Source organism: Parabacteroides sp. CAG:2, assembly GCF_000436315.1.
Classification (GTDB): Bacteria; Bacteroidota; Bacteroidia; order Bacteroidales; family Tannerellaceae; genus Parabacteroides; species Parabacteroides distasonis.
In genome coordinates, this window is sequence record NZ_FR885312.1 from 1 (window position 1) to 25,439 (window position 25,439).

The window sequence follows — 25,439 nt, forward strand, 5'->3', positions numbered from 1 at the left end:
TCTTTGGTTTAGTATAGGGAGGGTTTTTGTTGGAATAATGTTTTGACTACATACATGAAATGTAAGAAGAAAGAAAAGACCGTTCAAAGTACCGAAAGCATGAGTTTTTTCTCATGTACAGAACAAACACCAGAGTATTACCTTATTTCGATTATGAATTCAAGATTTGCTGCATTTTATGTAGATAATCTTGTAAATTCAACATCTCATTGTACTACTGGTGATGCAAAACTTATCCCTATTATGATACCAACTATTGAGCAACTATATGAATGTAAACGCCTCTTTGATAAAGCATTTGACTTGAAACGGTCTGTTGCAAAAGGAATTGCGACAGATTTAGATATTTCAGAAGAACTCAATGCTGTGGAAAGAGCCAATGATTTAATAGTTGAGAGCATATATCAATTATAGATACAGAGAATGGAGTAGAGGATATCCATTAATCCTCTACTCCATACAATAAACGAACCAATCTATCAAGTTCATATTGTTTTTCTTCCATTAAGATTTCATCAATCACTGCTGTTCTTTTGAGGCTGATGCAATCGGCAACTAATTTTTGCAATGATTCAAATATTTTCTTTTGTGGGATTACTATAGGTAGCTGCCGTGCGTCATTTATCTGAAAATGAGAAGTGTTGTTGATAAAATTGTCAACATATAGGCTAATAAATTCTGAATTTATTAGGGCTACATAGTACCAGTCAGGAAGGTTTGTCATTGTGAATAGGCTCATACTCAAAACATCAAAAACGCCATTTGCTTTAATTCTGGCTTTAAGGTATGTAGAGTTGACATCTATCCAACAAAAACCCTCCCTAAAATAGAATTGAGGGTTACGAACAACGGGCATACCTTCCCCTTTCTTGCCGGAATTAGTCTTCAAAAAACGGACGGTTAATAGATACCACGCTCCCATCTGCCATTCCTTGATTTTGTTGGAGTTCTCAATCCGGTATATGCCAAATATCGATATAGTGTACCCCTTGCAATTTTCAATTTCTTAGCTATCTGCGGAACGCTTATCCCTTTTGCCATTTGACCCTCTATGTATTTGTGCTTTGCCACACATTTTGCGTTCAACTGCTTATTGCGTTGACCTTGACCTCTACCGACTTGATGTCCTTCCTTTTTTAACCGAGCAAGGGCTTCTTTTGTCCGCTGAGAAATCAAGTTACGTTCTATTTCTGCGGATAGTCCGAAAGCAAAAGCAAGTACTTTGCTTTGAATGTCATCGCCAAGACGGTAATTATCTTTAATCGTCCAAACGCGACTCTCTTTTGTCATACAGATATTGAGTATTTCCATAATCATAAAGAGGTTGCGTCCAAGACGAGATAACTCTGTACAGATTATCAAATCATCTTTGACAATTCGGTTTAGAAGCTTGCCGAGTGCCCGTTTAGAATAGTTCTTTGTACCAGAGATAGTTTCTTCTATCCAGCCATCTATCGTCAATCCTTCTTTTTTGCAGAAACGCTCTATCTCAAAACGTTGGTTTTCCACCGTCTGCTTGTCGGTGGAAACGCGGATGTAGCCATATACCATTTTTAGGTATATGATACCTCTTTTGTTTTGAAGAACAAAGGTTTTAGAGATATTATTTTTTGATACTAGCCTGCTTTTTATACAAATTGATGTTCTCGTAGGTACTACTTTTATAAAACTCCAGACCTTACCTGTTTTTTTGATCATCGTCTTGTGGTTGTTTGTTTATTGGAGTATTTATCTTTATTATTCCAAGGAAGTTCAGAAGACGAGCCACCGGAGCCTGTTCCGACATGTACTTGTGCCTGACCACCTGCTACAAGTTCAAAGGCTGCTCCAAGAAGATTAGCTTGTGCTTCATTGACCTGTTCCTGTGGCTCAAATACTTCATTGATGAGCTCGTAAACGGTAGCTTCGTCCTTGCTAAACCGTTCCCATATATCACTGAAATATTCTATATAAGTCCTTGTGTCATATTCTTCATTGCCAACTTTCGTCCAAATATGAATGGACGGATTCCTCATATTTGGAATGATGTAATGTACCAGTTCCGCGCCGGATGAAAGTTGGTATCTGTGAGGATTGGCTTTGCGGTCAAGTTGGTCAATGTGTTGCTTCTGTTTGTCGATGACGGCATCTTTTTCTTTCGATTGCCGCTCTGCCGTTTCCGCCCTACGGATAGCTTTGTCTATCTCTTTCTGATAGCCGTTTCGCAGTTGTTCGATGTCGGATTTGTGTTGCTCCTGTAGATGCTCTTTCTCTGCTGTGAGTATTTGGATTTGACCTTTCAGTTTGGCTATCAGCTCGTCCTTTTCTCCTAGTTCCTTCTTTGCCTTAGCAAGATCACCTTTCCCGAACCATGATAGAATGGTATTTTTGCCCTCTCGCGCTTTCTCAATGTCGGCCTGCAATCTGGCAATGTCTTCCTCGTACCGACTTACCTGTTGCTTATAGTATTCCGAATTTGCCTGATGTTTGGCGGTGGAACCGACTATTCCACGCTGCAACCCGAACGGTTTCATGGCTGCGGCATAGCTGTTCTGGTATTCGTGCAGCTTGCTCCGCCGCATCACGTCATCAGCAGAAAGTCTCGGTCCGGATTTCGTCTCGTACTTCTTTTCGCCCTCACGCTTCTTGCGGAGACGTTCGGTAGTAACGATAGGCACGACGGTAGCGTGCAGGTGCGGAGTCTTCTCATCCATGTGCAGTACACATGAAACAAGATTTTCACTGCCGAAGGTCTCCCGAAGCCATTTCAGGTTGGCATCTATCCAATTTCCCAGTTTCCCTTCTTGGGCAATCTTCATCATCTGTTCATGTGTTCCGGTCAGAATAATGCGGATGGCTTTTGTCTGGTTCTTGGCCACTTTGCGGTGCAGTCCAGCAGTGTCGATGCGGTATTGGATTGCTTCCGTGCGATTGGCTACTCCATTTGGAAACGTAAGCAGTTCCCGGTTCTGTGATGTCCGGTTCGCATCGGCATTGGTCGGAACATATACCTTGCCTTTGGCATCCTTTCTTTCTATATGGCATGACATGCCGGAGTCATTACCGCTGCCACGTTGCAGGTGACATACTGCATATTGTGTATTACTCATATTTTTTGCGTTTTTGCGATTATTATTTCTGTGTTATGGTTCGTAAAATCCCGTCAATGTGCCACAGGCAGACATGGGTGCTGGGAGGGTATCTTTCCGTTTATGGGCTTTTTGACTGCCACTCGTAGAGTGATTGCAGGGAAAATGCCCTAATAAGCTACGGGATTTTACAAACCCTTTTTCAAGGACAGCGAGCTGTCCAATCCATCCAATTATCATATCTGTTCTGCATCCACCAATTCCAACCCAAGTTCGTCAATCAATGTCTGCAAGACGGGGTTACGGTCAATCATCCGTTGAAGTATCATCTGAGGGGTATCCTCCATCAGAAGAAAATCCGCAATGTCCAATCCTCGGGCACGTTGTTCATCGGTTGCCATATCTTCCAGTACCGTACTGACCGATACGGACCGGCAGACATTGGCAAGTAGGGAAGTCTTCTGCCGCCACTGCTCCGTTGCACCAAGGTCTGGCAACAGCACCACATCCCGATGCGCCAGTACACGAACGGACTTTTCGTTGAAACAGCCGTTCTTTCCTCCGGTTGCGAGCCACAAGCCGTCTGGCATGAAGTGGGCTGCGATGAGTGCCGTCTTCTCGCTTTCCACAATGAAAACTGTCTTGTCGGGATAGCGGACAAGAAGATGCTCGCCAAAGAAACACTGGCACAGGTTGAAGCCGGACAGACGCAGTTCGGTATGCCCCCAGCACACATGCGGATGAGGAACTTTCAGCCGATGCCCGGTCTTTGCATCGTACCCCATAATCTTACCCGCGTGTACCTGTCCGTTGGAATCCACCTGCCAGAATACTGCCGAACCGTTCCATTTTTTGGAAGTCCCGACCTGATAAAGTTTGAAGAGCCTTTCGGCATTGCTTCTGCCAATCGTGTCGGACAGGAATGTGCACAACGGGTTGATGTCATAGTGTGACAGGGAACGCTGCATGACTGCCGAATCCATAAAAGACGGAGGACTGACTGGCTTCTTTGGAGTTACGGCTTGCGGTTTCCACTCCTGTCTGAATGATTCCGATTCATCAGGATGCTCCCGAAAGAAATCCTTTGGTGTGTAGTGATAACCACAGCTATTCTCGTGGTCACATTTGCCGACATGAGAAGGAAAGGTAATATCTCCCGACTCGTCGACATAACGGGTGAAACAAGCCTTGCGCCTGCATTCGGGGCACGCTGTCTTGCTGCCCCGATGATATTTTTCAAGATGAAAACGATAATTCTCCATGATGATTTCTGAAATGGATTTGCAGTAATTTCAGTCTTCAGTCCTTTCAGTTTTGCAGGAACTGACGGTATGTTCCATCCCGAAACTGAAAAACTGAACATACTGAAAGCTGCAAACGGGGGTTACACATTGCAGTTTTCATCCTCTGTCTGTTCTACCGATATATATGACACTTTCTCGTAGACTCCCTGCCTGACCTTGTGGACAAGCCTGTTTCTGGCAAGATTCCTAAGATAGTTCATCACCGTGCGCTCTGTTACCATAAGTTGTCTTCCGGCATCAAGGGCTTCGGCTGTGGTAAACGTATCTTTCAGCAGGGCGAGCAATTCCAGCGATGGCTCGTCACAGGCATCGTTTGCCACATATTCGCGTATGCGCCTGTAAGAACCTTCGAAATAGTCATTCAGCCGGATAGCACCTTCGATGGCGGTCGTTGTCACGAATTGCAGATGGCTCTCGCCGCAGGCATAAGACAAGGCTTGGAGAACCAGTGCCAGACGCGCCACCTGTACCGGACTCTTCATGGGGCGAGATTCCACAAGGGCTTCATCCCTGATGGCATTGATGCGTTCGATCGTATTGTTGTGCCAGTTGAAGAAAACCCTTTTCGCTTCCGCTTCCATGCCTATCAGATGAGGGATATTCCCTTCATCATTCACTTCATAGTCAAGGGAGAAAACCTTTCCCATGATTGCCTCCCATGTCCTCCATGCTGATGTCGGATTGCTCCCGGTATCCTCATCTTCGCTTTCCGTCCACCGTGGCACCAGATACGACTTGGGCATCACGAACAGGATGCGGTCAAGCAGCCCGTTATCCTCGTATCCCTTTTTGAGCAACTCATGCACACGCCTGGTCTGTGTCGTGCCGACCATGTTGATGCAGGGATTCTCAATGTGTATGGGAATGGGATTGCTGACACGGGTCACATCTATGGCACCGTTGCTCCATGCGGACAGAAGTTGCTCTATCAACTGCCCGTTGTTGTAGCGGTTGGCGGAATTGAACATGCCCATAATCTCGTCCGCAAGTATGGTTATGCCACGGGGACAGTTGTGATGGGCAAGCATCAGGGCTTCGGGCGTGAAATCGGACACGATGGTTCTTCTCAATACAGGCCTGTCCATGCCGTTGTTGCCCTTGCTCTCTTTCATTGTATTCTGATAGGCGGCCATTTCAGCCTTGAATTTCTCCAGTGCCCGGCAATCCCTTTTGCGGAGCGGCCGGAATACGGCTTCAAGCGGCGGTGTCTTGCCTAGTCCCGGTCGCCCCACCATGATGATATAAAGGACGGCATTGGTTGTCCATTGTCCCTTTACACGGATATTGTAGGTATTACCCAACGCGGAAGCCGTAGCCGACAGCATGGCTGTGGCAAGATACTCCACCTTGAAGTTCTCGTGGCGCACCATGCCAAGGATGACGGACTGGACTTTGGCAGGGAAAGCGTCAATCGGGAAATCCGATTCCGCAATGCCCTGCGCCTGTGCCATCACCCTGTTGCATATATCCAGTTGTCTGATACCCATAATCACTTCTCCTTTCGTTTGCAATAGGATATCACACTTTCCGACTTGCCTCCGGTCTGTACCCTGCGGATGTCGGATTTGGCATACATATTCTTGTTGCCGACTTTGACGGGGACAAGGTAACCACGTTTCGCCCACAGGTTGAGCGTGCCTTCGCAGACGTTCAGCAACTCGCGGACTTGTTTTGTATTCAGGTATGTCTCTTCCGCTTCACGCTGCATCGCAGCCTTCTGTTCTTCCTGCTGCGCCACAATAGTACGCTGGATGATTGATTCGGCAAACATCTTGAGGTCTGTGGGAGTGACTTCCAGTTTCACGTTGGCTCCCATATCGACCAGACTTTCTATGGTAATCATAAAATCATTTGTTTTGGAATTTACAATGACCATCTGAATCTTCCCTGATGCCCCGCTTCCGATGGCTTATAAAAGCGAAGCACCGCCAAACCTCGGGAAAGGATTGACGGTGCAAAGGTATAGGTGAATTAAAAGTGATTGAAATAAAACGAGTTGGCATATTTGTCATGACAAAAAAGACAATTATGACAACACTAAAATGGGCTTATTTTACTTCATTTCCTGTGGATTGGCAGCTATCTATTAACGGCTTCGGTAAGTTCGGCTTTAAGCTCAGAAAGTAATGTCTGACAGGAATCACCATTTAGCATTACGCACATTCTATTCACTCCGTTTTTCATAACGTGCTGCGTTGTAGTCAACAGGTGGATAGCCTGACGATAGGAACTTTCGCTCTTAATTCCACCCACGCCATCAAATTGAATGATGAGCGCAGTTGCATACTCTTTCGCACTACCTATGTCTGTTAGCAGTCCAAGTTCATTCAAGGCATAGTAGGTTAGAGCCTGTTCCGCGGCCGTATCATATTTTGAGATGAATTTTCGGATAATATCAATGACAATGTCTTTATTGGCACAGTTGAGATAATTTACAAGGGGCATTTCCTTTGCTTTCTGCCGACCTCTTGATTTTGGGGCATCGTTTATTGGCATGTCGCCAAAGTATTCTGTGTTAGCTTGTTTTGTCGTGTGCTGTTGCTGTTGTTCAGGTTCGTCTGTCATATTGTTGGTTACATTCTCATTTGTTGCGGATTGCAACGCCCATTCACCAATGGTTCCATTTTCAATGGCTCTGTTCATGGAAAAGTATCTGTCCCAGTCAGCCTGGGTTCGGAAGCCGTTCTTGATGGATACCTGTATAATCTGTTCGGCTACCCAAGAACAGCTCTGCCTGTCCATTCTGTCCGCTTTAGGATTGGCTGATTGTTTGCTGACCATACCGACCATTGCCTCGAAACTCTTTCCGTAATACAGCCAGCTCAGTACAAGCGGTGCGGAAAGGATGATGCCATGTCTTTTGGACTTGCTTCTAAAAAAGGATTTGACTTTGCTCCAAGCGGACGATGAAATTCCGTCAGATGAATTATTCTCTTCCCTCTGCTTTTGGAATGCTTCAACAATCTGTTCCGGGACGGATTCTTCACTGAACAGCAGGCTTATGCTGTCAAAATTTTCCACACTGTCATCGCCCCAGCACAATTCCCATTCCGCCTTGACTTTGGGCAGCTGTTTGAAGATGGCACGGCAGATGGAGAGATATTGCCTCTCGTCCCCGTTTGTCATCAGACGCGCAAAGCGGTTGTATTCTTCCCTGTGGCTGTTCTTCCACTGGAGAATGTCAGCCTTGAATTGGTCGTATGTCAATCGGGATTCAGTCATAGTGTTATCTGCAAGTAGTTGATTATAAGTGGAACATAGGGAAAGAATAAAATACAATGAACAGGTGATTCTAATCCAGCAGGTTTACCAGTTCTTTCTTGATTTCGTCATCGATATGCCTGTAACGGGCAAAGGCGCGGCTTCCTTCCGAATGCCCTGACATGGAAGCAATCAGGTTCGGATCTTTGACCTGCTTGTAGAGGTTGCCGATAAAGGTCTTTCGTGCCGTGTGGGTGGTCGCCACCTCAAATAGTGGTCGTGCCACATCCTCGCGCGTTTTCGGGTCGAGTACTCTGACCATGCGATCAATGCCCACATATTTAAGAATCTCCTTTATCTTCTTGTTATAGCCGAAGTGCGAGAACCGGGGAAGCAGTGCATCTTCCAAATCCTTATACCTTTCCAATATATCCAAAGCTTTTTGGTTGAGAGGGACACGGACTGTGTTGGCGTGCTCCATTTTGGTCTTCTGCGGAATGTACTCTACGCAACCGTCCACGACATTGGCTTTGGTCAGTCTGTTCAGGTCGCTTACACGGCAACCTATCAGACACTGGAACATGAATATGTCCCGATAGACCGGATAGGAATTGCCCAAACCGCTTAAATCGGCATAATAGACCTTATCCCTTTCTTCAAGGGTAAGGTAAAACGGGTCGCCGTACATGGGCTGGGCTATCTGGTACTGGTCAAAAGGGTTGTTTCTTGTCAGCCCCCGTTTGATACACCATTTGATGACGGTGCGGATGCGGTAGAGTGTCCCCGACATGCTGTTCTCGGAGCGTTGCTGGGCTACATCACGGGGTAGCTCGTCTTTATAGAATACGGGATACATTTCCACATACCTGTACTCTTCCTGCATCCACAACTTGAAATCACGGATGTCGTCAGCAGTAATGGAATCTATACAAAGATGGAAGCCCCGCTGGTGCATGACCTCCTGATGGAAACGCTCGTAACGCAGCACCTTTTTCAGATTGTCCCGATGGTGCTTCCAGCTTTCTGCGGCAAGAGGTGTCTCGTCCATGTACTTCTGTATCTGGTAAGATAGCAGATACTCGTCTGCCGGATTGCCGCCGCGGAAGTTGATATTCGGGTGGTGGTATTCCTCGATAAGTCCTTTCAGCCAGTTGCCGTCCACTCCACGATGGTATTTCTCGGCAATAAGGTGCGTAATGTTTTGGATGTCTTTTTCAAAGCCCATCCGTTTATCTTCCGACACCAATGCGACACGTGGCTTGTACCCCTGCCGTTCCGCACTCCAGTGGTTGGGGTTAATGGAGAGTTCGCTCGCAGCCTTGATGTCAACGCCTCCCACGTCACGGACTCTGAAATAGACTCGTGCTTGGTCGGTGACATTATTCTTTGCAGCGGTCTTTCTTATAAATGCGGTAACTTTCATTATGCGTCCTCCTTAGTTTATCATTTCCACAAGTTTGCGTTTCATCTCATCGTCAATCGTGCGGTAGCGGTTGAATGCACGGCTACCTTCCACATGCCCGGACATGGATGCTATCAGATTGGGGTCGGGAACCTGTTTGTACAGGTTGCCTACAAAAGTCTTTCGTGCTGTGTGGCTGGTGGCTACCTCATATAATGGTTTCTGCACGGTATTGTAGCCGTGCGTGTCAAGGATAGTCACCATCCTGTCTATGCCGCAATGCTTCAACAGTTCCCGTATGCCGAGATTGTACTGGTGTATGGGCTTGAACGGTAACAGCTTGCCCGTACTTGATTCATAGCGTTCCAGTATTTTCAATGCTTTCTCATGCAACGGTACTCTGACCGTTTTTGCCTGACACTTCTTTGTCTTCTGCGGCATATACTCCAGAAATCCGTCTTTGATGTTGTCTCTCGTCAATCTGTACAAATCCCCTACACGGCATCCTACATAGCAATGGAACACGAATATGTCCCTGATAACCGCCAGTTTCGGACAGCCGCCCAAATTCGCATTGTACAGGATATTCCTTTCTTCGGATATCAAATAGAACGGATCACCATAAGTCGGTTCCTTGCATCCGTAAAGCTCATATACCTCGTTGTCGGAATACTTCATTTTCTTGCACCAGTGGAGAAAGGTACAGAAGAGGTTCATCGTGTTGATGATGGTCGTATTCGACAATGGTCTTGGAGCATGGTTGATTAACATACGCCCGGCATAGAAATCAGGATGCTGCTGGCGCAACAGGTATTCGTTGGACACATAGTCACGGAAACTGTTCATCTGCTCCAGTGTGACGGTTTCAACAAAGAGGGTGAAATCGGTATTACCTAATATCTCACGTTGATATTCATGGTAACGTATCATCTTGCGCTCGAAGCGGATAATATGTTCCTTGGTTCTGTCCGCACCGTCAAACTTTTCCAGATATTCATGGATGCGGCATATTAGATTCGGATGGTTGCGCTCGAAAGCCCGTGCAGGGTACAGCACATCCTCGATGGTCTGTTTTAGCCATGCGCTGTTTGCCTTGTCCGAAAAGGTCTTCTCTACTTTCTCGATGATGGCGGCAATCTGTTCGGGCAACTGTTTCTGTTCAACGGCAGGTACGGCTGTCGTGCGCTTGTAACTGAGGGTATCGGAATCCCAGTACTTGTCATGGACTAAAAGAGGCGAAACAACCTTTATATCCACGTTCTTCTCACGGACACGGAAACAGATGTTCGAGGTCGAGGAACTGCTCTTTTTCAGATAGACGGAAACTTTCATCGGCAATGCGTTTTTGATTCACATTGCAAAGGTAAATAAATTCCCGTATATGTTCCCATACATCCCGAAAAAACTTGTAGCGGATTAAGACAAATTAAAGAGCGTGTCCCGAAAGTGATACCACATAAAACGCTGTATATTAGTGACTATATTTTCTCTTGTTATGCTTTTCTTTTCATTTTCGACTTTCCCAATCCGTTATCAAAACATATATTGCAGTTCCACTCTTCTTTTTTTTCCCAACGCAGGTTTGGATTTGCGTTACTTGAAGGTTTTAATGAAGGGAGCCAGCCAGAACCAGTATAGAGATTCTTATCGCTGGTCAAGCGGCTTAATGACATATATGGATCTTCAGGAATGGAACCCGTTACACCAAAACCTAAACGAGCTTTCAAACTACTGATAAAATGTAAGGAGCTCATGAATTCCTCATTATGTATATTCCAACCTACGGATACGGCAGGAAAATTTCCCCATTTATAATTAGCTCCGAATTGTGTAGCTCCTTCATGACGGATACTGACAGATGCTAAATAACGATCATTGAAACTATAGTTGATACGAGCAAATACACCGATTAACTTAGACTTGTTTTTTTCAGACTTTTCCTCAACTTCTCCTCTTTTTAAGGCAGCTCCAGCCCCCATATTATTATAGCTATATTGATCGGATGGAAAATCCCAGTTTTGCATCCAATAATTTTCATAGGTATTGTCTTGATAAGAATAACCCGCTAAACCAGTAAGATTATGAGCACCAAAATTATTTTTGTATTGGGCTGTGATCTCTAACAGATTATCGATAGAAGCTGTTGTTCCACGAGAAGCAAACCCATTTTTGCCATTACGGACAGTTGATATGTGTTTTTTAGTTTCAGCATATCCGCGGGTTTGATTATAAGAGGTTCTCGACACTAATGCTTTTACGAAAAATTCATCCATGGGAGTCAATGTAACGGTTCCGAATGTACGTAATTGGGTACTTTTATTCTCGCCATTACTTTCATATAGCGCAGCTACCGGATTCATATATCCGTTCATTGTCGGATGTTCAATCCAGTTTCCGTTATCGTCTTTCGGACGTTCAGTTGGAATATTGATTAACGCATTTCGGTAAATTTCCCCATTGAAGCTTTTGCCATCTCCTAAGGCTGTATATTTTTGTTCTTTACCCATGATGTTTAAATTAAACTTTAATAAATTATCCCACATAGAATGGTTGATTTCCAATCGTGTGGTTAATACTCTATTGTCTGAGCGTTTGATAATGCCTTGGCCAGACTTATAGTTTATGTTTGCGATATAATTAGAGTTGCGATTACCTCCGCGTAGACTGGCATTAGTTACGTAAGAAATAGGAGTCCTTAATATCTGGTCTAGCCAATCTGTGTCGTAACCATAATCAATAGCGCCGGGTTTCCCTTGTTTTACTAATTGACGGTATTGATCGGCATCCATCATATCTAATCTTTTTTTGATTTGCTGGGTAGTGACATAAGCTTGAATATCAATAGTTACAGGTATCTCTCCTTTCACTTTTTTTGTGGTGATGAAAATAACACCATTATTTCCTCTAGTTCCATAAATAGCGGCGGCTGAGCCGTCTTTTATAACATCTATGCTTTCGATATCTTCTGGTGCAACAGTGCTCATATCACCCGGAACTCCATCGACAATAACTAATGGAACTCGGTCTCCTTTTAGTGAGCCGATACCACGCAATACAATTTGGGATGAAGACGTCGGATCACCATTTGGCATGACAATGCCAAGTCCAGCAACCTTTCCTTGAAGCAACTGGGCTGCGTCTTGCACTGAACCTTGAATGAATGTTTCACTTTTTATGCTGGAAATAGATGAGGTTAATTCCCCTTTTTTTTGTGTACCGTAGCCAACCACTACCACCTCGTCTAATTGTTGTGTATCTTCTACTAAACGGATATTGATTTGTTGTTTCCCATTTACAGGAACATCTTGTGTCAAATATCCGATATAGGAAATCTGCAAGATGGCAGAAACAGGAACATCTAATGTATAATTACCATCTATATCTGTAATAGTTCCGTTAGTTGTTCCTTTTATAACGACGTTAGCACCGATAATAGGTTCTCCAGATTTATCTGTAATTGTTCCTGAGACCTTATTGTTATCCTGTTGTTGTTCTGCTTTTTCATCTTTCTTCATCAACATGATATTACTGCCCTCAATCGCATATCCAATATTCGTGTTTCTGAAAATTTGTGACAAAACATCCATTACCGTTTGGTCCTGAGCGTGTACGGATGCTTTACGGTTTAAGTCGATTTCATTTGTGTTATAAATGAATAAATAATCAGTTTGCTGTTCTATCTGTTCTAAAATTGAATGCGTAGATTCATTATTAGCATTGATATTGACGCGCATCGTTTGTGAATGTACGGATGCGAGTAAGCTGAAACTGAATACAAATAATGCAATGAATGTTAATCTCATTATTCGAAATGTTTTGTCATCTGTGTTAAAAGGGGACATAAAATGCCCGTTACAAATTTTTTTCATACATTTGTAATGTCTTATTTGTTAGTACTAAATGAATTTATTTTCGCAAGTCTGGTACTGACTTATGGAAGGGGGATGTTGCAGCATCTCCCTTTTTGTGTAATTTGTGCTGTTAATTGTTTGTTATGTCTTCATTCTCTATATTCTGTATTTAAAAGGTTAACGACTAAATATTTATTTTATCACGATTAGATTCGTCTCTTCATTTTTTGTATAAGTGAATTTATGTTTTAATTGTAATACTTTCAATACATGGTCAATTCCGTCTTTGATACGGAATTTGCCGGAATAACGGTATTGAAGTAAGGATGGTCGTTGAACATCAATTTTAATATCATAATAAAGCTGTAACTTTTCTATTAAACTTTGGATCGACTCGTCTTCGAAACAGAATAATCCCTCTTTCCATTTAAAGTAGTTGTAGTCAGGAATATGGGATGTATTTAATCCTTCCTGACTTGCGATCGCCATCTCGTTCGGCTTTAGGCGTAATCTTTTCGGCATAGTTAAGGAAGATATTTCTACGCTGCCCTTTAATAATGCTGTCTCAAATAAAGGACTGTTGTGATATGCCTTAACATTAAATTCGGTACCCAATACATGAATTGCGTATTTTTCGGTTTGTACGGTAAAAGGACGTTTTTTGTCATGATGTACAGAAAAATATCCTTCTCCGTTAAGTTCTACGTTCCGTTTATTTGTGCCGAATTTATTAGGAAATTTCAATGTCGAGCGAGAGTTGAGCCAAACATGTGTCCCGTCCGCTAAAGTTAACTCAGCTCGCTGACCTGTGGGTACATGGATGGTTTGTATTTGTATATCCTCTACCTTTTGTTCTACGAATTGTTTAGTAACAAAAATTCCAATTAAAAAGATCGCTGCGATTTTTAGTGTTTCGATTGCGATACGTCGAATTGGTGGAATGAATTTTTTATGAATTGTTTTTTGCTCTGTATCCGTATGCCAAAGTGAAATATCATATAATTTACGTAAAGCCAGAAATTCACGCATGTTATCAGGGTTTTCGTCCAGCCATGATACTACTTTCAGTTTCTCTTCTTCGGAAACCTTACCTCTTATGTACCGTTGTAGTAATTGCTCCATGAATGTCTGTTAATTTATTTACTATTATAAAAACAACGCTGTGCGCTAAATCCCTAGTGGAAAAATGAAAAAAATTAAGAAAAAAGAAAATAAAATAAGGGTAGATAGTCTTTCAAGTTGATACGCAAAGCTTTTAAAGCCTTGGTTATGTGGTATTCTACACCTTTTATGGTGAGGTTTGTCTCATCCGCTATTTCTTTTACGGTTTTATTCTCGAAGCGGCTCATCTCGAATATTCGATGAGTTTGTTCTGGTAAGTTTTTTAAAGTTTTGTGGATGATCCTATTGACCTCATCAGAGAAGATCTCTTTCGGATCGCAAGCCTCGAGTGTGGAAATTCTAATGCTTAGTTCTCTATTTTTTATTTCCTCTAAATTTTCAATAGCGGCATCATGTATGGCTTTATGGCGTAAATAGTTAAGAGCTTTATTTTTCAAAATCGTGAGCAATAAGGCTTCTGTTATCTCGTTTTCTCCAGCAGAGACCAGTCGCCAATATTTTACAAGCGATTCAGCTACGATATCCTCAGCTACCATGTCATCATGTACGTATGATTTGGTGAACAGGAATGACCGTCGGTAATTCCGTTCATAAATGATATTAAAATCGTCTCCTTTCATCTTCAATACAGATTTAGCGGTAAAAGTAGGAATTTTTGATAGAAAAATAGTTAAAGTAATCATACTTTCATTTTCCCCGCTTTCCAGTTATCTCAAGTATAATATGGGATGAAAGAAATTGATTGTTGTCCATTTATCGCATTGATAGTAAAAGGTTAGAGTGGAAAGAGGTCTTGAATACGGAATTCGGACTAAGTTCTATTTACTCAAAATAGTTGGGGCTATCTGCTTTAATTTTAGATTATTATGAGGCGGTGTCTATATGTGGAGACGGGGCATGCCCCGTCTCTCTCTAAATCCGTTGTTCCTTACCATTCACGATAAATCGCTTGATAGGTTGTTTTACCGGTCTTAATAGGTAACTCCAATCCTTTTCAGTTGTATCTAACGTGATTTCCAATCCATCTTCCAGTTGTTTTACTTTATAATTAATCTTATTATTTCCAACAGGAAGATCTTTCATTTCAATAAAGTCCCAATCTGATGGTAAATTAGGACTTAGGGTCAAGGTCTTTTTATAGGCTTCTGGTTGTATGCCATATATATAACGAATCAAAGGTGTTGCTATACCATAGATGGTCCATGCTTGAACAGGGCAGCCATAATCAGGCATCATCTCATTGATTGATCCCGGAAGTGTACGGCCAAATGTATCGACGATGCGATTGATATACCATAAAGCCTCATCTACACGTCCGTAAGCGCATTCGGCCATCGCTTGTACGCCCGTTGCGATAGTCATCATGCGATCTCTTTCGACTGCGGATAAATAAGGGCCATATTCGCCGCAATGCTCTTTTCGTACTTTATCCAATTGCCGAATAGCTCTGTCTTCTGAGGTAATCTGAGTTTCTATTGGAGTGCTTATTACCCAATTCTTGTTAGTTAACCATCCTTTCATAATACCGGTTGGATACGCTTCAAATTGTTTATACATATCCTCATACATTGCGATATGCTTTTTCTTGCTATCCTCATATTCTTGTAAAGAAACCTCGGCAACATCCCATCTATATTCTGTACTACGAATCTGCTCGATAGCACCTTTGGTTGTTTTTAAGGCTTGCTCTCTCGTTCCATAAAAATCACAATAAATTTCTAAATCCTTATCCCAAAATAGGTTGTTGATCTTTTCTTTCAAGTCGGTTGCTTGCGAGGCACACTCGCTGGCAAATGCTTCTTCTCCCATTATTAAGGCAATCTGCGACATAACTTCCAGTGCTTGCTGGGTATAAACAGAGACATCAATCAATTCCGCATTTAATCCTCTAACTTCCATGATTCCATACCCTTCGGGGAACATATTCTTATTTGTATCCATATCTTTCAAAAGGAAGTTCAGACCTTTTTGCATATAAGGATACATATCTGCAAGGAATTTGTTATCACCAGTCCATTTATAAACATTCCATACAGCGATGACAAAATGAGCAGTCTCTTGAGTATTTCCTTTGTGGCTGACGAATGCGTTGAATGCCATTTCATGCAAAATACGGCCATTCCCATTGGCTTTCTCTGACATCTCTTTGATAACTCTCAATGTCTCTTTTGCTAATTTTTGGTCACCTGTAGCGACAAGGCCTTGTAATGAATAAGAATTATCACAACCGAATAACCATGGATATTCAATTGCGCCCGCTCCCAGAAAGCGTCCTGCACTTTCCATATCTGCCGCAAGCCATTCCGTATTGATTTTGCACCAGTTATAAACCTCTTGTAACTTTTTATCTGGAATGTTAATCCGTCCTCTCTCTAATAGTTGGGTGTAATACATTTTTTTATCTTCCAACATTTCGGAATGGTTCGCTAAGATGTCTTTGTAACTTTTTAGGGCATCCTCCTCACTCTCTTTTGATCCTGCAATGACGAAAGAAAGTTTTTTCTCCTGATTCTTAGGAAGTGTAATCGTATAAGTAGAAGAGGCACTTTTACCCGTTCCTTGCGTATTTATATAAGTAGGAGCATCTAGTTGATAAATACTCGTATGTTGATCCGCTCCCCAAATCACGTTCCAGTTATTACCTAAATCTTTCGCTTTAAAAATGGCATCTTGGGCATCCCAGTTCACGACATCATTTGCGTCTTTTAACCCGATTGTCCCGGATGACCATACAGGCAACAAATCTGTTTTTGCGACAAAATCAAAAAGGACCGTTTGCTCTGAATCCGATACATTTTCGATGGTATAGGTAATAACAACACCATTTTTTCCTTGTGGGCAAAATTGGAAACGATTGACACGGATACTATTATTAAATAAAGGAGCGTACTCAAATTTACTTCCAAAAGGATAATTCGTATATTGTATTGCGTTTTCCAACCAACAAGAATTACCTTTATTATCTGTCATTTTTACCCAAAAGCCATCTAATAGCTTGATCAAATGATTCCAAACTCCTCCCATCTCTCCGGGAGTATGTCCACCAAGATCAGGGAAGTTTCCATCTTGCGTACCTATTATGTAGGTTTTATCTCCTGCTGTCAGATAAGGATTTTTTTCTTGACCCGCTTGATTCGAGATTCCTTCCATGATTGTTTGTATCTCCTCATCTTGAGTGATACTTTCATTTGTTTGACAAGATATAAATCCCCCCAGTAAACAAATGCATAGATAAAGTGACTTTAGATATTGCGTCATATTCAAATCTTTTGTAGATAAAAGTGGAGGGGATATTATGATACCCCCTCACACTTACTATAATTAATATCCCGGATTCTGTGTCAATGTTGGTTTACCATCGACATAGCTTCTATCTATTTCAGTTAGAGGAATAGCGTAATAGCGATGGTTCTTATCAAAAACGGCTCCATTTAAATATTGGATATGTCTTTTTTCTCTTTCGACATATTTATTTAAAAAATCCTCAGCGATATCCCAACGTACCAAATCGAAGAAGAAATGACCTTCTAACGCAAGTTCCAAGCGTTCTTCAAATCGTACACGTTTTCGTAATACATCTTTACTTAGTCCTGCCCATGAATCCTTATAGATATCCACTTTATAATTGGCGGCAGCTGGACCATTGCCAAAAGGTGCTTCATCTCCTAATCTCACGTAAGATCCGTCTTTTGCCCTTTGACGAATCATATTGACATATTCTTTTGCTTTCTCAGGGTTACCAACCTCTACCTCACATTCCGCAGCCCACAATAATACTTGGGCGTATCGAATAATATTGAAATTCATTGCGTTAAATTTTGCTGTATTGTCATAAGCGTATGTAGCAAGTTGGTTTTCTAATATAATCCATTTTTTTTGGTTATAAGGACCTGCGCTGACTTGATCCCTGATCCAAGCTTTTCCCGGGTGCAATCCCCAATCATGATATGGAACGCCTCTACGACCAACGACCCAGTCTAATCTCGGATCTACAGGGGTTTCCATATCCGGTTCCCATGCCTCGCTAGATTCGATATCTTGGTCGTTTTTGAATTCATGGTCAGCGTAAGTGTCAATCATGGGTAGGCCATTTTCGTCTACTTGATAGGCATTTACTAAGTCGAAAGTAGGTTGTTGGAATCCGGCTCCACTTAAGTTTGGTTGATCTGGAGCGTTGGGATAAGATAAGTCGAAACCACGTTGGCTACGATCGTAACCAGCTCCCGCTACATTTACCGCTACCTGGTTAGACCATACCACTTCTGCGTTATTGTTTTGCTCCGCATTGAAGTTATCAAAATAATTGTCAAGTAACTTATATTTTCCGCTAGTGATGACTTCGTCTAATAAAACTTTTGCCTCGCTGTATTTTTGCTGGAATAAATAAGCCTTGGCCAAGAACGTTTTAGCGGCGTTTTTCGTAGGTCTTCCAGGCTCACTCTGATTATCCGGTAAAATTCCGGTAGCAAAAGAGAAGTCTTCTTCAATATTAGGCCAAATATCTTTGTCATTGGGAACCCTTCTTTGCGGATCTTCTACGTATTCATCAATATAAGGGACCATGTTCCAGATTTTTTTCGCTTCAAAATGATAATATCCTCTTAGGAAACGGGCTTCTGCTCTAATTTCCATTTCACTTTCTTCTGATAAGCCATCAATTTTATTAACATTCAGCATACGAAGTACGTCGTTGCAACGCTCAATAGCTCCATATACCAGTATCCATTTATCCCGGATACGACCATTTTCAGCAGTAGCGACATAACGCTCCATCTGTAGCAGTTCGCCTTGATCGCCGGTAGTACTTCCTTTATGGATATTTCCAGCGCACATATCTCCATAGAAGACATTATCCGGCCCACTTGTTATTCCCCAAACTCCGTTGATAAATCCGTTTAATGGACTATAGCAGGCAATAAGGAGTTTATTCACGGTACTTTCATCTGTTAATACAGACTCATTCAATTTGCCTAATGGTTGTTTATCCAAAAAATCAGAACAACCATTAAACAGGCTAACAGCCATCGTGACGGTTACCCATGTGAACGTTTTTTTCGCTATATGAAATAGATTTTTCATGTTTGTTTAATTTTAAGTATTAGAATGATAAATTGAAACCAATGGAGAATACGCGTGCTAGTGGCATATTATTCATATAATCGACACCCATATTCTTGTCATCGCCGTTCTTAACCTCGGGATCAATGTTGTTATACTTTGTCAATGTCAATAAGTTTTCCGCATTCAAATAAACACGACATTGCTGGAGTCCAATTTTCGAAAGCGTTTGTTTCGGAAGGGTATATCCTAATTCTAATTGTTTCAAACGAATATAAGAACCATCTTCAATTAAGTATGAAGAAACCTTACCTGCCTCATCATTTGGATTCAAGATATTGATCTCCGGCAGTTCCGCATTTCTGTTTTCAGGAGTCCAAGTATTCAATATACGGGTACTTTTATTGAAATAATCTCCCCAGAAATCAAGACCATCCCTACCGCCTTTCGATGCGAAACAAATATCATTTCCTTGACTGCCTTGGATATAAAGAGACAAATCGAAGTTCTTGTAATAGAAGCGTGAACTCAAAGAGTACTCGAAATCAGGGTGAGGATTACCGATATAGGCCCTATCTTGGCTGTCTATTTTTCCGTCATTATTCACATCTCTATATTTCCAACGGCCGATTGCTTTGTCTGACTGTTCTACATGCGAGTTGACCTCGCCTTGTGTTTGGAAAATACCATCGATCACATAGCCATAGAAAGAGGAAATCGGATGACCTACTTCTGTTCTTGTATATGTGTTCGATATGAATTGATTTGAAGCTAATTTCTTTACCTCATTACGATATCCGGACAAAATGAGCCCTAATTCGTACCGGAAACCATAGTCTGTCGTATTCTGGAAATTGATATTCAATTCATATCCGTTATTTTGCATTTCACCGATATTCATAAATGGGGCACTTGCCACTCCTCCGGTAGAAGGATAAGTAATTCTTTGCAAGATGTCGGTAGTATATTTATGGTAGAAATCGAATGACAAATTCAGTTTATTATTAAAAAGACCTGCGTCGATACCAATGTTTGTTTGTGTAGTCGTCTCCCATTTAAGATCCGGATTACCAATGCTCTCCTTACTGATACCTTGAGTGACAGAGTTTGGATCTCCCGCTATAGGATAGCTGCTAGTTGAGATATTCGTATAATACATGGACGCAAATGCGTAGTTATCGATATCCTGATTTCCTGTCAAACCGTAACTGGCTCTGATTTTCAAATCACTAAGAATATCTTGCCCTTTCATGAAGTTTTCTTCCGTAAGTCTCCATGCGGCGTTTACCCCTGGGAAGTAGCCATATCTATGATTCGCACCAAAACGTGAGGACCCATCCCGACGAATAATAGCCCCTAAATAATATTTGTCCTTATATTGATAATTGACACGTGCGAACAGAGAGAACAATGCGTATTCATTTGCGTTGCCTGTATTGTCCTTGTTGGATTCGCCAGCGTCAAGGTATCTATAATCGGGATCTTCGATAATAAAATTACTTCTATAAGCAGAGAGATTCTCTATTTTAGAACTAATGGCTTCTGTACCTAGCAAAACATTCAGATTATGTGTTTCACGAAATTTTTTCGTGAAGGTCAAAGTATTGTTCCAAACCAATTCTGATTTACGGCCTCTTACTTCCTTTAAAGAATTCACTAGCGTATTTGCGTCTCCTTTGTTCCAATAAGTTTTTGGATTGAACTCTTTGGAGCCGCTATCTTCAACGTTTACGCCAACATTTGTCTTGAATTGGAAGTATTTCAAGAAATTGATATCCAAATACAAATTACCTAACAAGTTGAGGTTGTCATTGTAATTCTCTCTTTGATTATAAAGTTGGGCTACCGGATTCTTGGAATCACCTAAACCATTAGCTTTTGTTCCGGCCCAATTACCTTCTACGTCGTAAACCGGAATAAGCGGAGCCATACGTACGGCCTCATGGTCTGATTTGCTTCCTTTGTATTTAGAGTAAGTTGCGCTTAGGTTTGAGCCTAATGTGGCGAAGCTCAAAATCTTAAATTGAGAATTGGCTCGTAAAGAGAAGCGATCATAGCCTGCCCATTTTACAAGAGCTTCTTGTTTATAATAGTTTGCGCTCAAGAAATATTTAGACCCATTGCCACCTCCTTGTGCGCTGATATCAATGTTTGTAGTCGGTGCGGGGCGATAAACTTCATCAGCCCAATTAGTTCCAATCTTATTAGCGCGCATAAATTGATTTTCTGCGGTATTATAAGTGCTGAGATCTACCTGGCCTTCCATGGCTCCTGCCGGTAGAATATAATCAGGAATGACGGGGGTAGCTCCGTTGCCATATTGGTCGTGCTGTGGTGTTAACCCGGCGTTTCTCATTGCGTTCCACAAGACTTCTCCATATTGTTGGGAGTTTAGCATTTCCGGCAAGTTGGTAGGAAGTTGTACACCTACGTTTACTTTTACGTCAACGGTAGGTTTTCCTTCTTTACCTTGCTTTGTCGTGATTAAGATAACCCCGTTAGCCGCTTGGGAACCATAGATAGAGGCGGAGGAAGCATCCTTCAGTACTTGTACAGACTCTATACTTGAAGGATTTATTTGGGATGCGATCTCGCTTTTTGTAGGAAAACCATCAATGACATACAACGGGCTGTTATTATTCAGTGTTCCGACACCTCGAATACGGATAGCAGGGGCATCGCCAGCTACGCCGGAAGTTGTTACGGACACACCGGATAACCTACCTTGAAGAAGGTTCTGTATATTCCCGGATGATTGAATAGATAAATCCTTCGTAGATATGGAAGAGATAGATCCGGCTACGTCTTTCTTGCGTTGCGTACCATAACCGATAACAACGACATCATCCAATGCTTGTGCGTCATCCTTCATGGTAATTTGTATGTTCGTCTGCCCTTTGGTCGGGATTTCTTGTGTCTGATATCCGATATAGGAAATTTGCAAGATGGCGTTCTCGGAGACCATAAGGCTGAAATTTCCGTTAATGTCGGTGATTATACCGTTTGTGGTTCCCTTCTCCACGATATTTGCTCCAATGATAGGTTCACCAATTGCGTCTTTCACAACACCGGTAATTCTCCGGTTACTCTGTTGTGTAACAGAAGTGTTTTTTCGCATTAACATGATGTTATTACCCTCCATCGCATATGAGATGTCTGTTTGGGTAAAGACAGATGATAACACATCTGCTACGGTTTTATTTTGCGCCTCTATGGAAACCTTACGATTTAGATCTATTTCTTTTGTGTCGTACACAAAGAGATAGTCTGTTTGTTTTTCGATTTCGTTTAAGACAATTTGAGTGTTTGCATTGTTCACATGGATATTGACCCGTGTATTTTGCGAATTAACAGATGCAAACATTCCTGTGGTTGATAGAAATAGTGTTATAAAAGTTAACTTCATAACTCTTTTTGTTTGATTTTTCATATATTTGTAACTCTTGAATTTGATACTGATGATTTAAGTGCATGTGGTATTGATTCTTTCCGGGGAGTGTTGCCGCATTTCCCGGTTTTTATATACCGTTTCTTTTTTGATATTTTTTATCTCATAGGCATACATGATTTATAAGGTTAACATTCTGTTCTTACTTTATGATTATTAGATTCTTATCGTCATTTTTAATGTATGTGAATTTATGTTTTAACTGAAGTACTTTTAATACATGCTCTATTCCATCTTGAATACGGAATTTGCCGGAATAGTGATGTTCCAACAATGAGGGACGTTGGATCTCAATCGTAGTATCATAATAAAGTTCTAGTTTCTTTATTAGATCTTGGATTGATTCATTCTCAAAACAGAACAGGCCTTCTTTCCATTTAAAATAGTCGCTATTATTAATTGTAGATTTCTTGAGCATCCTATTCTCTATACGAACGATTTCATTAGGCTTGAGTTGTAATCCATTTCTTAAATTAGGGGAACTGATTTTTACGCTTCCCTTTAAAAGGGCGGTTTCGAACAAGGATGTGTTATGGTAAGCTTTCACATTGAACTCTGTACCTAATACTTGAATATCATGCTTTTGGGTATGTACGGTAAATGGACTATTTTCATTGTGCCGGACAGAGAAGTAACCTTCGCCGTCTAATTCCACGTTTCGGGTGTTTGCGCTGAATTGTTCAGGAAATTTTAGGGTTGAGCGAGAGTTTAGCCATACATGCGTACCATCGGCTAAGGTGATCTCTGCCCGTTGTCCGGCAGGGACATGAATGGTTTGCATTTGTTTCTTGTTCGATTGTTGTATCTGCAGTTGTTTGCTTCCCCAAAAGCCGATTAGAAAGATAGCTGCGATTTTTAAGATTTCGGCCATTACCTTCCGTATGGAATAATGTACTTTCTTTACGGAATTTGTCTTATCTGTATTGGCTTGCCAAAGTGAAATGTCATATAATTTGCGTAAAACCAGAAATTCACGCATGTTTTCAGGGCTTTCGTCTAACCATGATGCTATTTTCAGTCTTTCTTTCTCTGAAACCTCTCCTTTTATGTATCGTTGTAGTAATTCCTTCATGGTATCTATTAATTTCGCTTTATAAATAATAAACGATGCTGCAAGATAGATCCCTAGTGGAAAAACGAGAAAAGTCAAGAAAAAAGAAAATAGAATAAGGGAAGATAATCTTTTAGATTGATACGTAATACTTTTAAAGTCTTGGTAATGTGGTATTCTACTCCTTTTACGGTGAGGTTGGTTTCTATAGCGATTTCTTTCACTGTTTTGTTTTCGAAACGACTCATCTCGAATATCCTGCGAGTTTGTTCGGGCAATGATTGTAGGGTGCGCTGAAGGATTGTGCGTATCTCTTCCCGGAAAATTTCTTCTGGATCGCAAGCCTCTAAAGTGGATATGCGGATGCTTAGTTCTCGCTTTTTTATTTCTTCTAGATTTTCGATCGCAGCATCATGTACAGCTTTATGGCGTAAGTAGTCGAGAGCTTTATTTCTCAAGATCGAAAGTAAAAGAGCTTCTGTTGCTTCTCCTTTTTGGGTGGAGATCAGTCTCCAATACTTCACAAGAGAATCGGATACGATATCTTCTGCTATCATATCATCATGTACGTATGATTTAGCGAACATGAACGATCGTTGATAGTTTCGTTCGTAAATAATGTTAAAATTGTCTTTTGCCATTATAAGCTGAGTAATAAAATAAGATTACATGACTTCTGGAGTAAAACTAAGTTCTGCAAAGTTCCCTAGGAACTATATTCGGTATTTACAAACTACGCTTCTTTCTAATTCACATATTGTATCTACAGAGCGTAACTAGACTAACCAGTGAGATTTTAATGCACTAAAACCATATAGTTATGTCAATAAAATATAAGACAATATTGATTTAGAATAGAAAAGATTGTGTTTTGCTAAAAGAAATCAATATATTTGCCTCATCTTTTGGAGTTTTAACATAAAAGGCATTTGGCACTAAATAGTCATGAACATAGTTCCTAGGGAACTATGTTCTTCACTCCTACAGAAGACAAAAGTTTCGTGCCGAAGAAACCTTAGTTTCCCTATATAGGAACAAAAGTTTCCTAAGCGGAAAACAAAGGTTTTAGCGGTATAAAACTTTAGTTTTTCATGAATAAAAACTGTATAAGCTTATATGTTAATATTTTATCTATATCAAGAAGAGACCGTATAATGATATACGGCGAATGTGGGGAGATCGTTCTGTTTAGAGATAGCAACGCAGAGACGCTTACAGAAAAGCAGTAAATGATGGTAGATAGGGCCTGATAATTGTAGATGTTTTTTATCTACCACCATAGGCTAAACCGTCTAACGATAGATGATTACAAGGATAGTTGTAGATGTTGTAGATAAATTGGATATTTTTGAACCTTAGTCAGTAAGAGAGAGTACTGTTCGTGAGTTGATGAAGAAGATCTCCTCATTGGCTATTCGCTTATCTGGATTTGGGAAAATTACGAGATCAAATACGAAACATCCCGTTTCTTTCGTTGTTATATGGAGGATTATCCATATATTTGTAAATAAACTAGGTAAGCATATGGCAGCGAAGAAAGATAGAGTACTTTGGGCTGATGACGAGATTGATTTGTTGAAACCGCATATCTTGTTCTTGCAGGACAAAGGGTATGAGGTCGTTCCGGTGGTGAGCGGGCAAGACGCTATTGACTGCTGTAAGGAACAATCGTTTGATATTATTTTTCTCGATGAGAATATGCCTGGCTTGACTGGGTTGGAGACGCTGTCGCATATCAAGGAGATCGCTCCGAATGTGCCGGTCGTGATGGTGACTAAAAGTGAGGAGGAAAGCATCATGAATCAGGCGATCGGAAATAAGATCGCAGATTATTTGATCAAACCGGTAAATCCCAACCAATTGCTCCTCTCTATCAAGAAGAATGTCCATAAGAACGTGATTATCTCCGAGACGACTACGGTGGGTTATCAGCA

19 protein-coding genes are annotated in these 25,439 nt (G+C 41.4%); 2 read left to right on the forward strand and 17 right to left on the reverse strand.

The features are described from left to right. Positions 1–99 precede the first annotated feature (99 nt). Positions 100–414, forward strand: coding sequence for a hypothetical protein (locus tag QVP94_RS12480; protein WP_241679900.1), 315 nt, complete (start codon positions 100–102; stop codon positions 412–414). A 28-nt stretch (positions 415–442) separates the two neighbouring features. Here QVP94_RS12480 and QVP94_RS12485 read toward each other — a convergent pair whose 3' ends face one another. The 17 genes from QVP94_RS12485 to QVP94_RS12565 form a co-directional block, all read right to left on the reverse strand. Next, complete coding sequence (locus QVP94_RS12485; RefSeq protein WP_241679901.1) at positions 443–889, reverse strand: BREX-1 system adenine-specific DNA-methyltransferase PglX; 447 nt, start codon at positions 887–889, stop codon at positions 443–445. 11 nt (positions 890–900) lie between these two features. Continuing rightward, entirely contained in the window at positions 901–1,551 is a 651-nt protein-coding gene (locus QVP94_RS12490) for a master DNA invertase Mpi family serine-type recombinase (RefSeq protein WP_117951653.1), read from the reverse strand. Between the two features lie 143 nt (positions 1,552–1,694). Then, positions 1,695–3,089, reverse strand: a complete 1,395-nt coding sequence (gene mobV / locus QVP94_RS12495; protein WP_022192735.1) for a MobV family relaxase — start codon at positions 3,087–3,089, stop codon at positions 1,695–1,697. A 215-nt stretch (positions 3,090–3,304) separates the two neighbouring features. Then, on the reverse strand, positions 3,305–4,330 hold the full coding sequence (locus tag QVP94_RS12500; protein WP_022192736.1) for a DUF6371 domain-containing protein: 1,026 nt from the start codon (positions 4,328–4,330) through the stop codon (positions 3,305–3,307). Between the two features lie 122 nt (positions 4,331–4,452). Continuing rightward, on the reverse strand, positions 4,453–5,859 hold the full coding sequence (locus tag QVP94_RS12505) for a DUF3987 domain-containing protein (RefSeq protein WP_022192737.1): 1,407 nt from the start codon (positions 5,857–5,859) through the stop codon (positions 4,453–4,455). A gap of 2 nt (positions 5,860–5,861) precedes the next feature. After that, positions 5,862–6,215, reverse strand: coding sequence for a helix-turn-helix domain-containing protein (locus QVP94_RS12510; RefSeq protein WP_022192738.1), 354 nt, complete (start codon positions 6,213–6,215; stop codon positions 5,862–5,864). Positions 6,216–6,451: 236 nt separating this feature from the next. Beyond that, positions 6,452–7,594, reverse strand: coding sequence for a DUF6043 family protein (locus QVP94_RS12515; RefSeq protein WP_022192740.1), 1,143 nt, complete (start codon positions 7,592–7,594; stop codon positions 6,452–6,454). Positions 7,595–7,664: 70 nt separating this feature from the next. After that, entirely contained in the window at positions 7,665–8,996 is a 1,332-nt protein-coding gene (locus QVP94_RS12520; protein ID WP_022192741.1) for a site-specific integrase, read from the reverse strand. Positions 8,997–9,008: 12 nt separating this feature from the next. After that, on the reverse strand, positions 9,009–10,307 hold the full coding sequence (locus QVP94_RS12525; protein ID WP_022192742.1) for a site-specific integrase: 1,299 nt from the start codon (positions 10,305–10,307) through the stop codon (positions 9,009–9,011). Positions 10,308–10,468: 161 nt separating this feature from the next. Further along, positions 10,469–12,778 carry a SusC/RagA family TonB-linked outer membrane protein gene (locus tag QVP94_RS12530; RefSeq protein ID WP_288213271.1) on the reverse strand — a complete coding sequence of 770 codons (2,310 nt, stop codon included), beginning with the start codon at positions 12,776–12,778 and terminating at the stop codon, positions 10,469–10,471. A gap of 240 nt (positions 12,779–13,018) precedes the next feature. Beyond that, positions 13,019–13,948, reverse strand: coding sequence for a FecR domain-containing protein (locus QVP94_RS12535; protein WP_022192744.1), 930 nt, complete (start codon positions 13,946–13,948; stop codon positions 13,019–13,021). A 74-nt stretch (positions 13,949–14,022) separates the two neighbouring features. After that, on the reverse strand, positions 14,023–14,568 hold the full coding sequence (locus tag QVP94_RS12540; RefSeq protein ID WP_005867296.1) for an RNA polymerase sigma-70 factor: 546 nt from the start codon (positions 14,566–14,568) through the stop codon (positions 14,023–14,025). Positions 14,569–14,860: 292 nt separating this feature from the next. Continuing rightward, complete coding sequence (locus tag QVP94_RS12545; RefSeq protein WP_022192745.1) at positions 14,861–17,206, reverse strand: alpha-L-rhamnosidase-related protein; 2,346 nt, start codon at positions 17,204–17,206, stop codon at positions 14,861–14,863. Positions 17,207–17,269: 63 nt separating this feature from the next. Continuing rightward, entirely contained in the window at positions 17,270–19,027 is a 1,758-nt protein-coding gene (locus tag QVP94_RS12550) for a RagB/SusD family nutrient uptake outer membrane protein (RefSeq protein ID WP_022192746.1), read from the reverse strand. Between the two features lie 19 nt (positions 19,028–19,046). Then, the gene (locus QVP94_RS12555) at positions 19,047–22,262 is read right to left on the reverse strand and encodes a TonB-dependent receptor (protein WP_232044547.1); all 3,216 of its coding nucleotides are present in this window, start codon (positions 22,260–22,262) and stop codon (positions 19,047–19,049) included. A gap of 334 nt (positions 22,263–22,596) precedes the next feature. Beyond that, positions 22,597–23,526 carry a FecR family protein gene (locus tag QVP94_RS12560; protein ID WP_022192748.1) on the reverse strand — a complete coding sequence of 310 codons (930 nt, stop codon included), beginning with the start codon at positions 23,524–23,526 and terminating at the stop codon, positions 22,597–22,599. Positions 23,527–23,600: 74 nt separating this feature from the next. Further along, entirely contained in the window at positions 23,601–24,146 is a 546-nt protein-coding gene (locus tag QVP94_RS12565; protein WP_009016548.1) for an RNA polymerase sigma-70 factor, read from the reverse strand. 883 nt (positions 24,147–25,029) lie between these two features. Here QVP94_RS12565 and QVP94_RS12570 point away from each other — a divergent pair. Further along, positions 25,030–25,439 (forward strand): response regulator (locus tag QVP94_RS12570; RefSeq protein WP_288213272.1); only part of this gene is annotated, 410 nt, incomplete at its 3' end.

Coding starts and splice junctions, on each gene's coding strand:
- QVP94_RS12545 (WP_022192745.1), bottom strand. CDS start 17,206: ATGACGCAATATCTAAAGTCACTTTATCTATGCATTTGTTTACTGGGG.
- QVP94_RS12510 (WP_022192738.1), bottom strand. CDS start 6,215: ATGATTACCATAGAAAGTCTGGTCGATATGGGAGCCAACGTGAAACTG.
- QVP94_RS12480 (WP_241679900.1), top strand. CDS start 100: ATGAGTTTTTTCTCATGTACAGAACAAACACCAGAGTATTACCTTATT.
- QVP94_RS12520 (WP_022192741.1), bottom strand. CDS start 8,996: ATGAAAGTTACCGCATTTATAAGAAAGACCGCTGCAAAGAATAATGTC.
- QVP94_RS12535 (WP_022192744.1), bottom strand. CDS start 13,948: ATGGAGCAATTACTACAACGGTACATAAGAGGTAAGGTTTCCGAAGAA.
- QVP94_RS12530 (WP_288213271.1), bottom strand. CDS start 12,778: ATGAGATTAACATTCATTGCATTATTTGTATTCAGTTTCAGCTTACTC.
- mobV (WP_022192735.1), bottom strand. CDS start 3,089: ATGAGTAATACACAATATGCAGTATGTCACCTGCAACGTGGCAGCGGT.
- QVP94_RS12565 (WP_009016548.1), bottom strand. CDS start 24,146: ATGGCAAAAGACAATTTTAACATTATTTACGAACGAAACTATCAACGA.
- QVP94_RS12540 (WP_005867296.1), bottom strand. CDS start 14,568: ATGAAAGGAGACGATTTTAATATCATTTATGAACGGAATTACCGACGG.
- QVP94_RS12515 (WP_022192740.1), bottom strand. CDS start 7,594: ATGACTGAATCCCGATTGACATACGACCAATTCAAGGCTGACATTCTC.
- QVP94_RS12550 (WP_022192746.1), bottom strand. CDS start 19,027: ATGAAAAATCTATTTCATATAGCGAAAAAAACGTTCACATGGGTAACC.
- QVP94_RS12505 (WP_022192737.1), bottom strand. CDS start 5,859: ATGGGTATCAGACAACTGGATATATGCAACAGGGTGATGGCACAGGCG.
- QVP94_RS12560 (WP_022192748.1), bottom strand. CDS start 23,526: ATGAAGGAATTACTACAACGATACATAAAAGGAGAGGTTTCAGAGAAA.
- QVP94_RS12525 (WP_022192742.1), bottom strand. CDS start 10,307: ATGAAAGTTTCCGTCTATCTGAAAAAGAGCAGTTCCTCGACCTCGAAC.
- QVP94_RS12500 (WP_022192736.1), bottom strand. CDS start 4,330: ATGGAGAATTATCGTTTTCATCTTGAAAAATATCATCGGGGCAGCAAG.
- QVP94_RS12490 (WP_117951653.1), bottom strand. CDS start 1,551: ATGGTATATGGCTACATCCGCGTTTCCACCGACAAGCAGACGGTGGAA.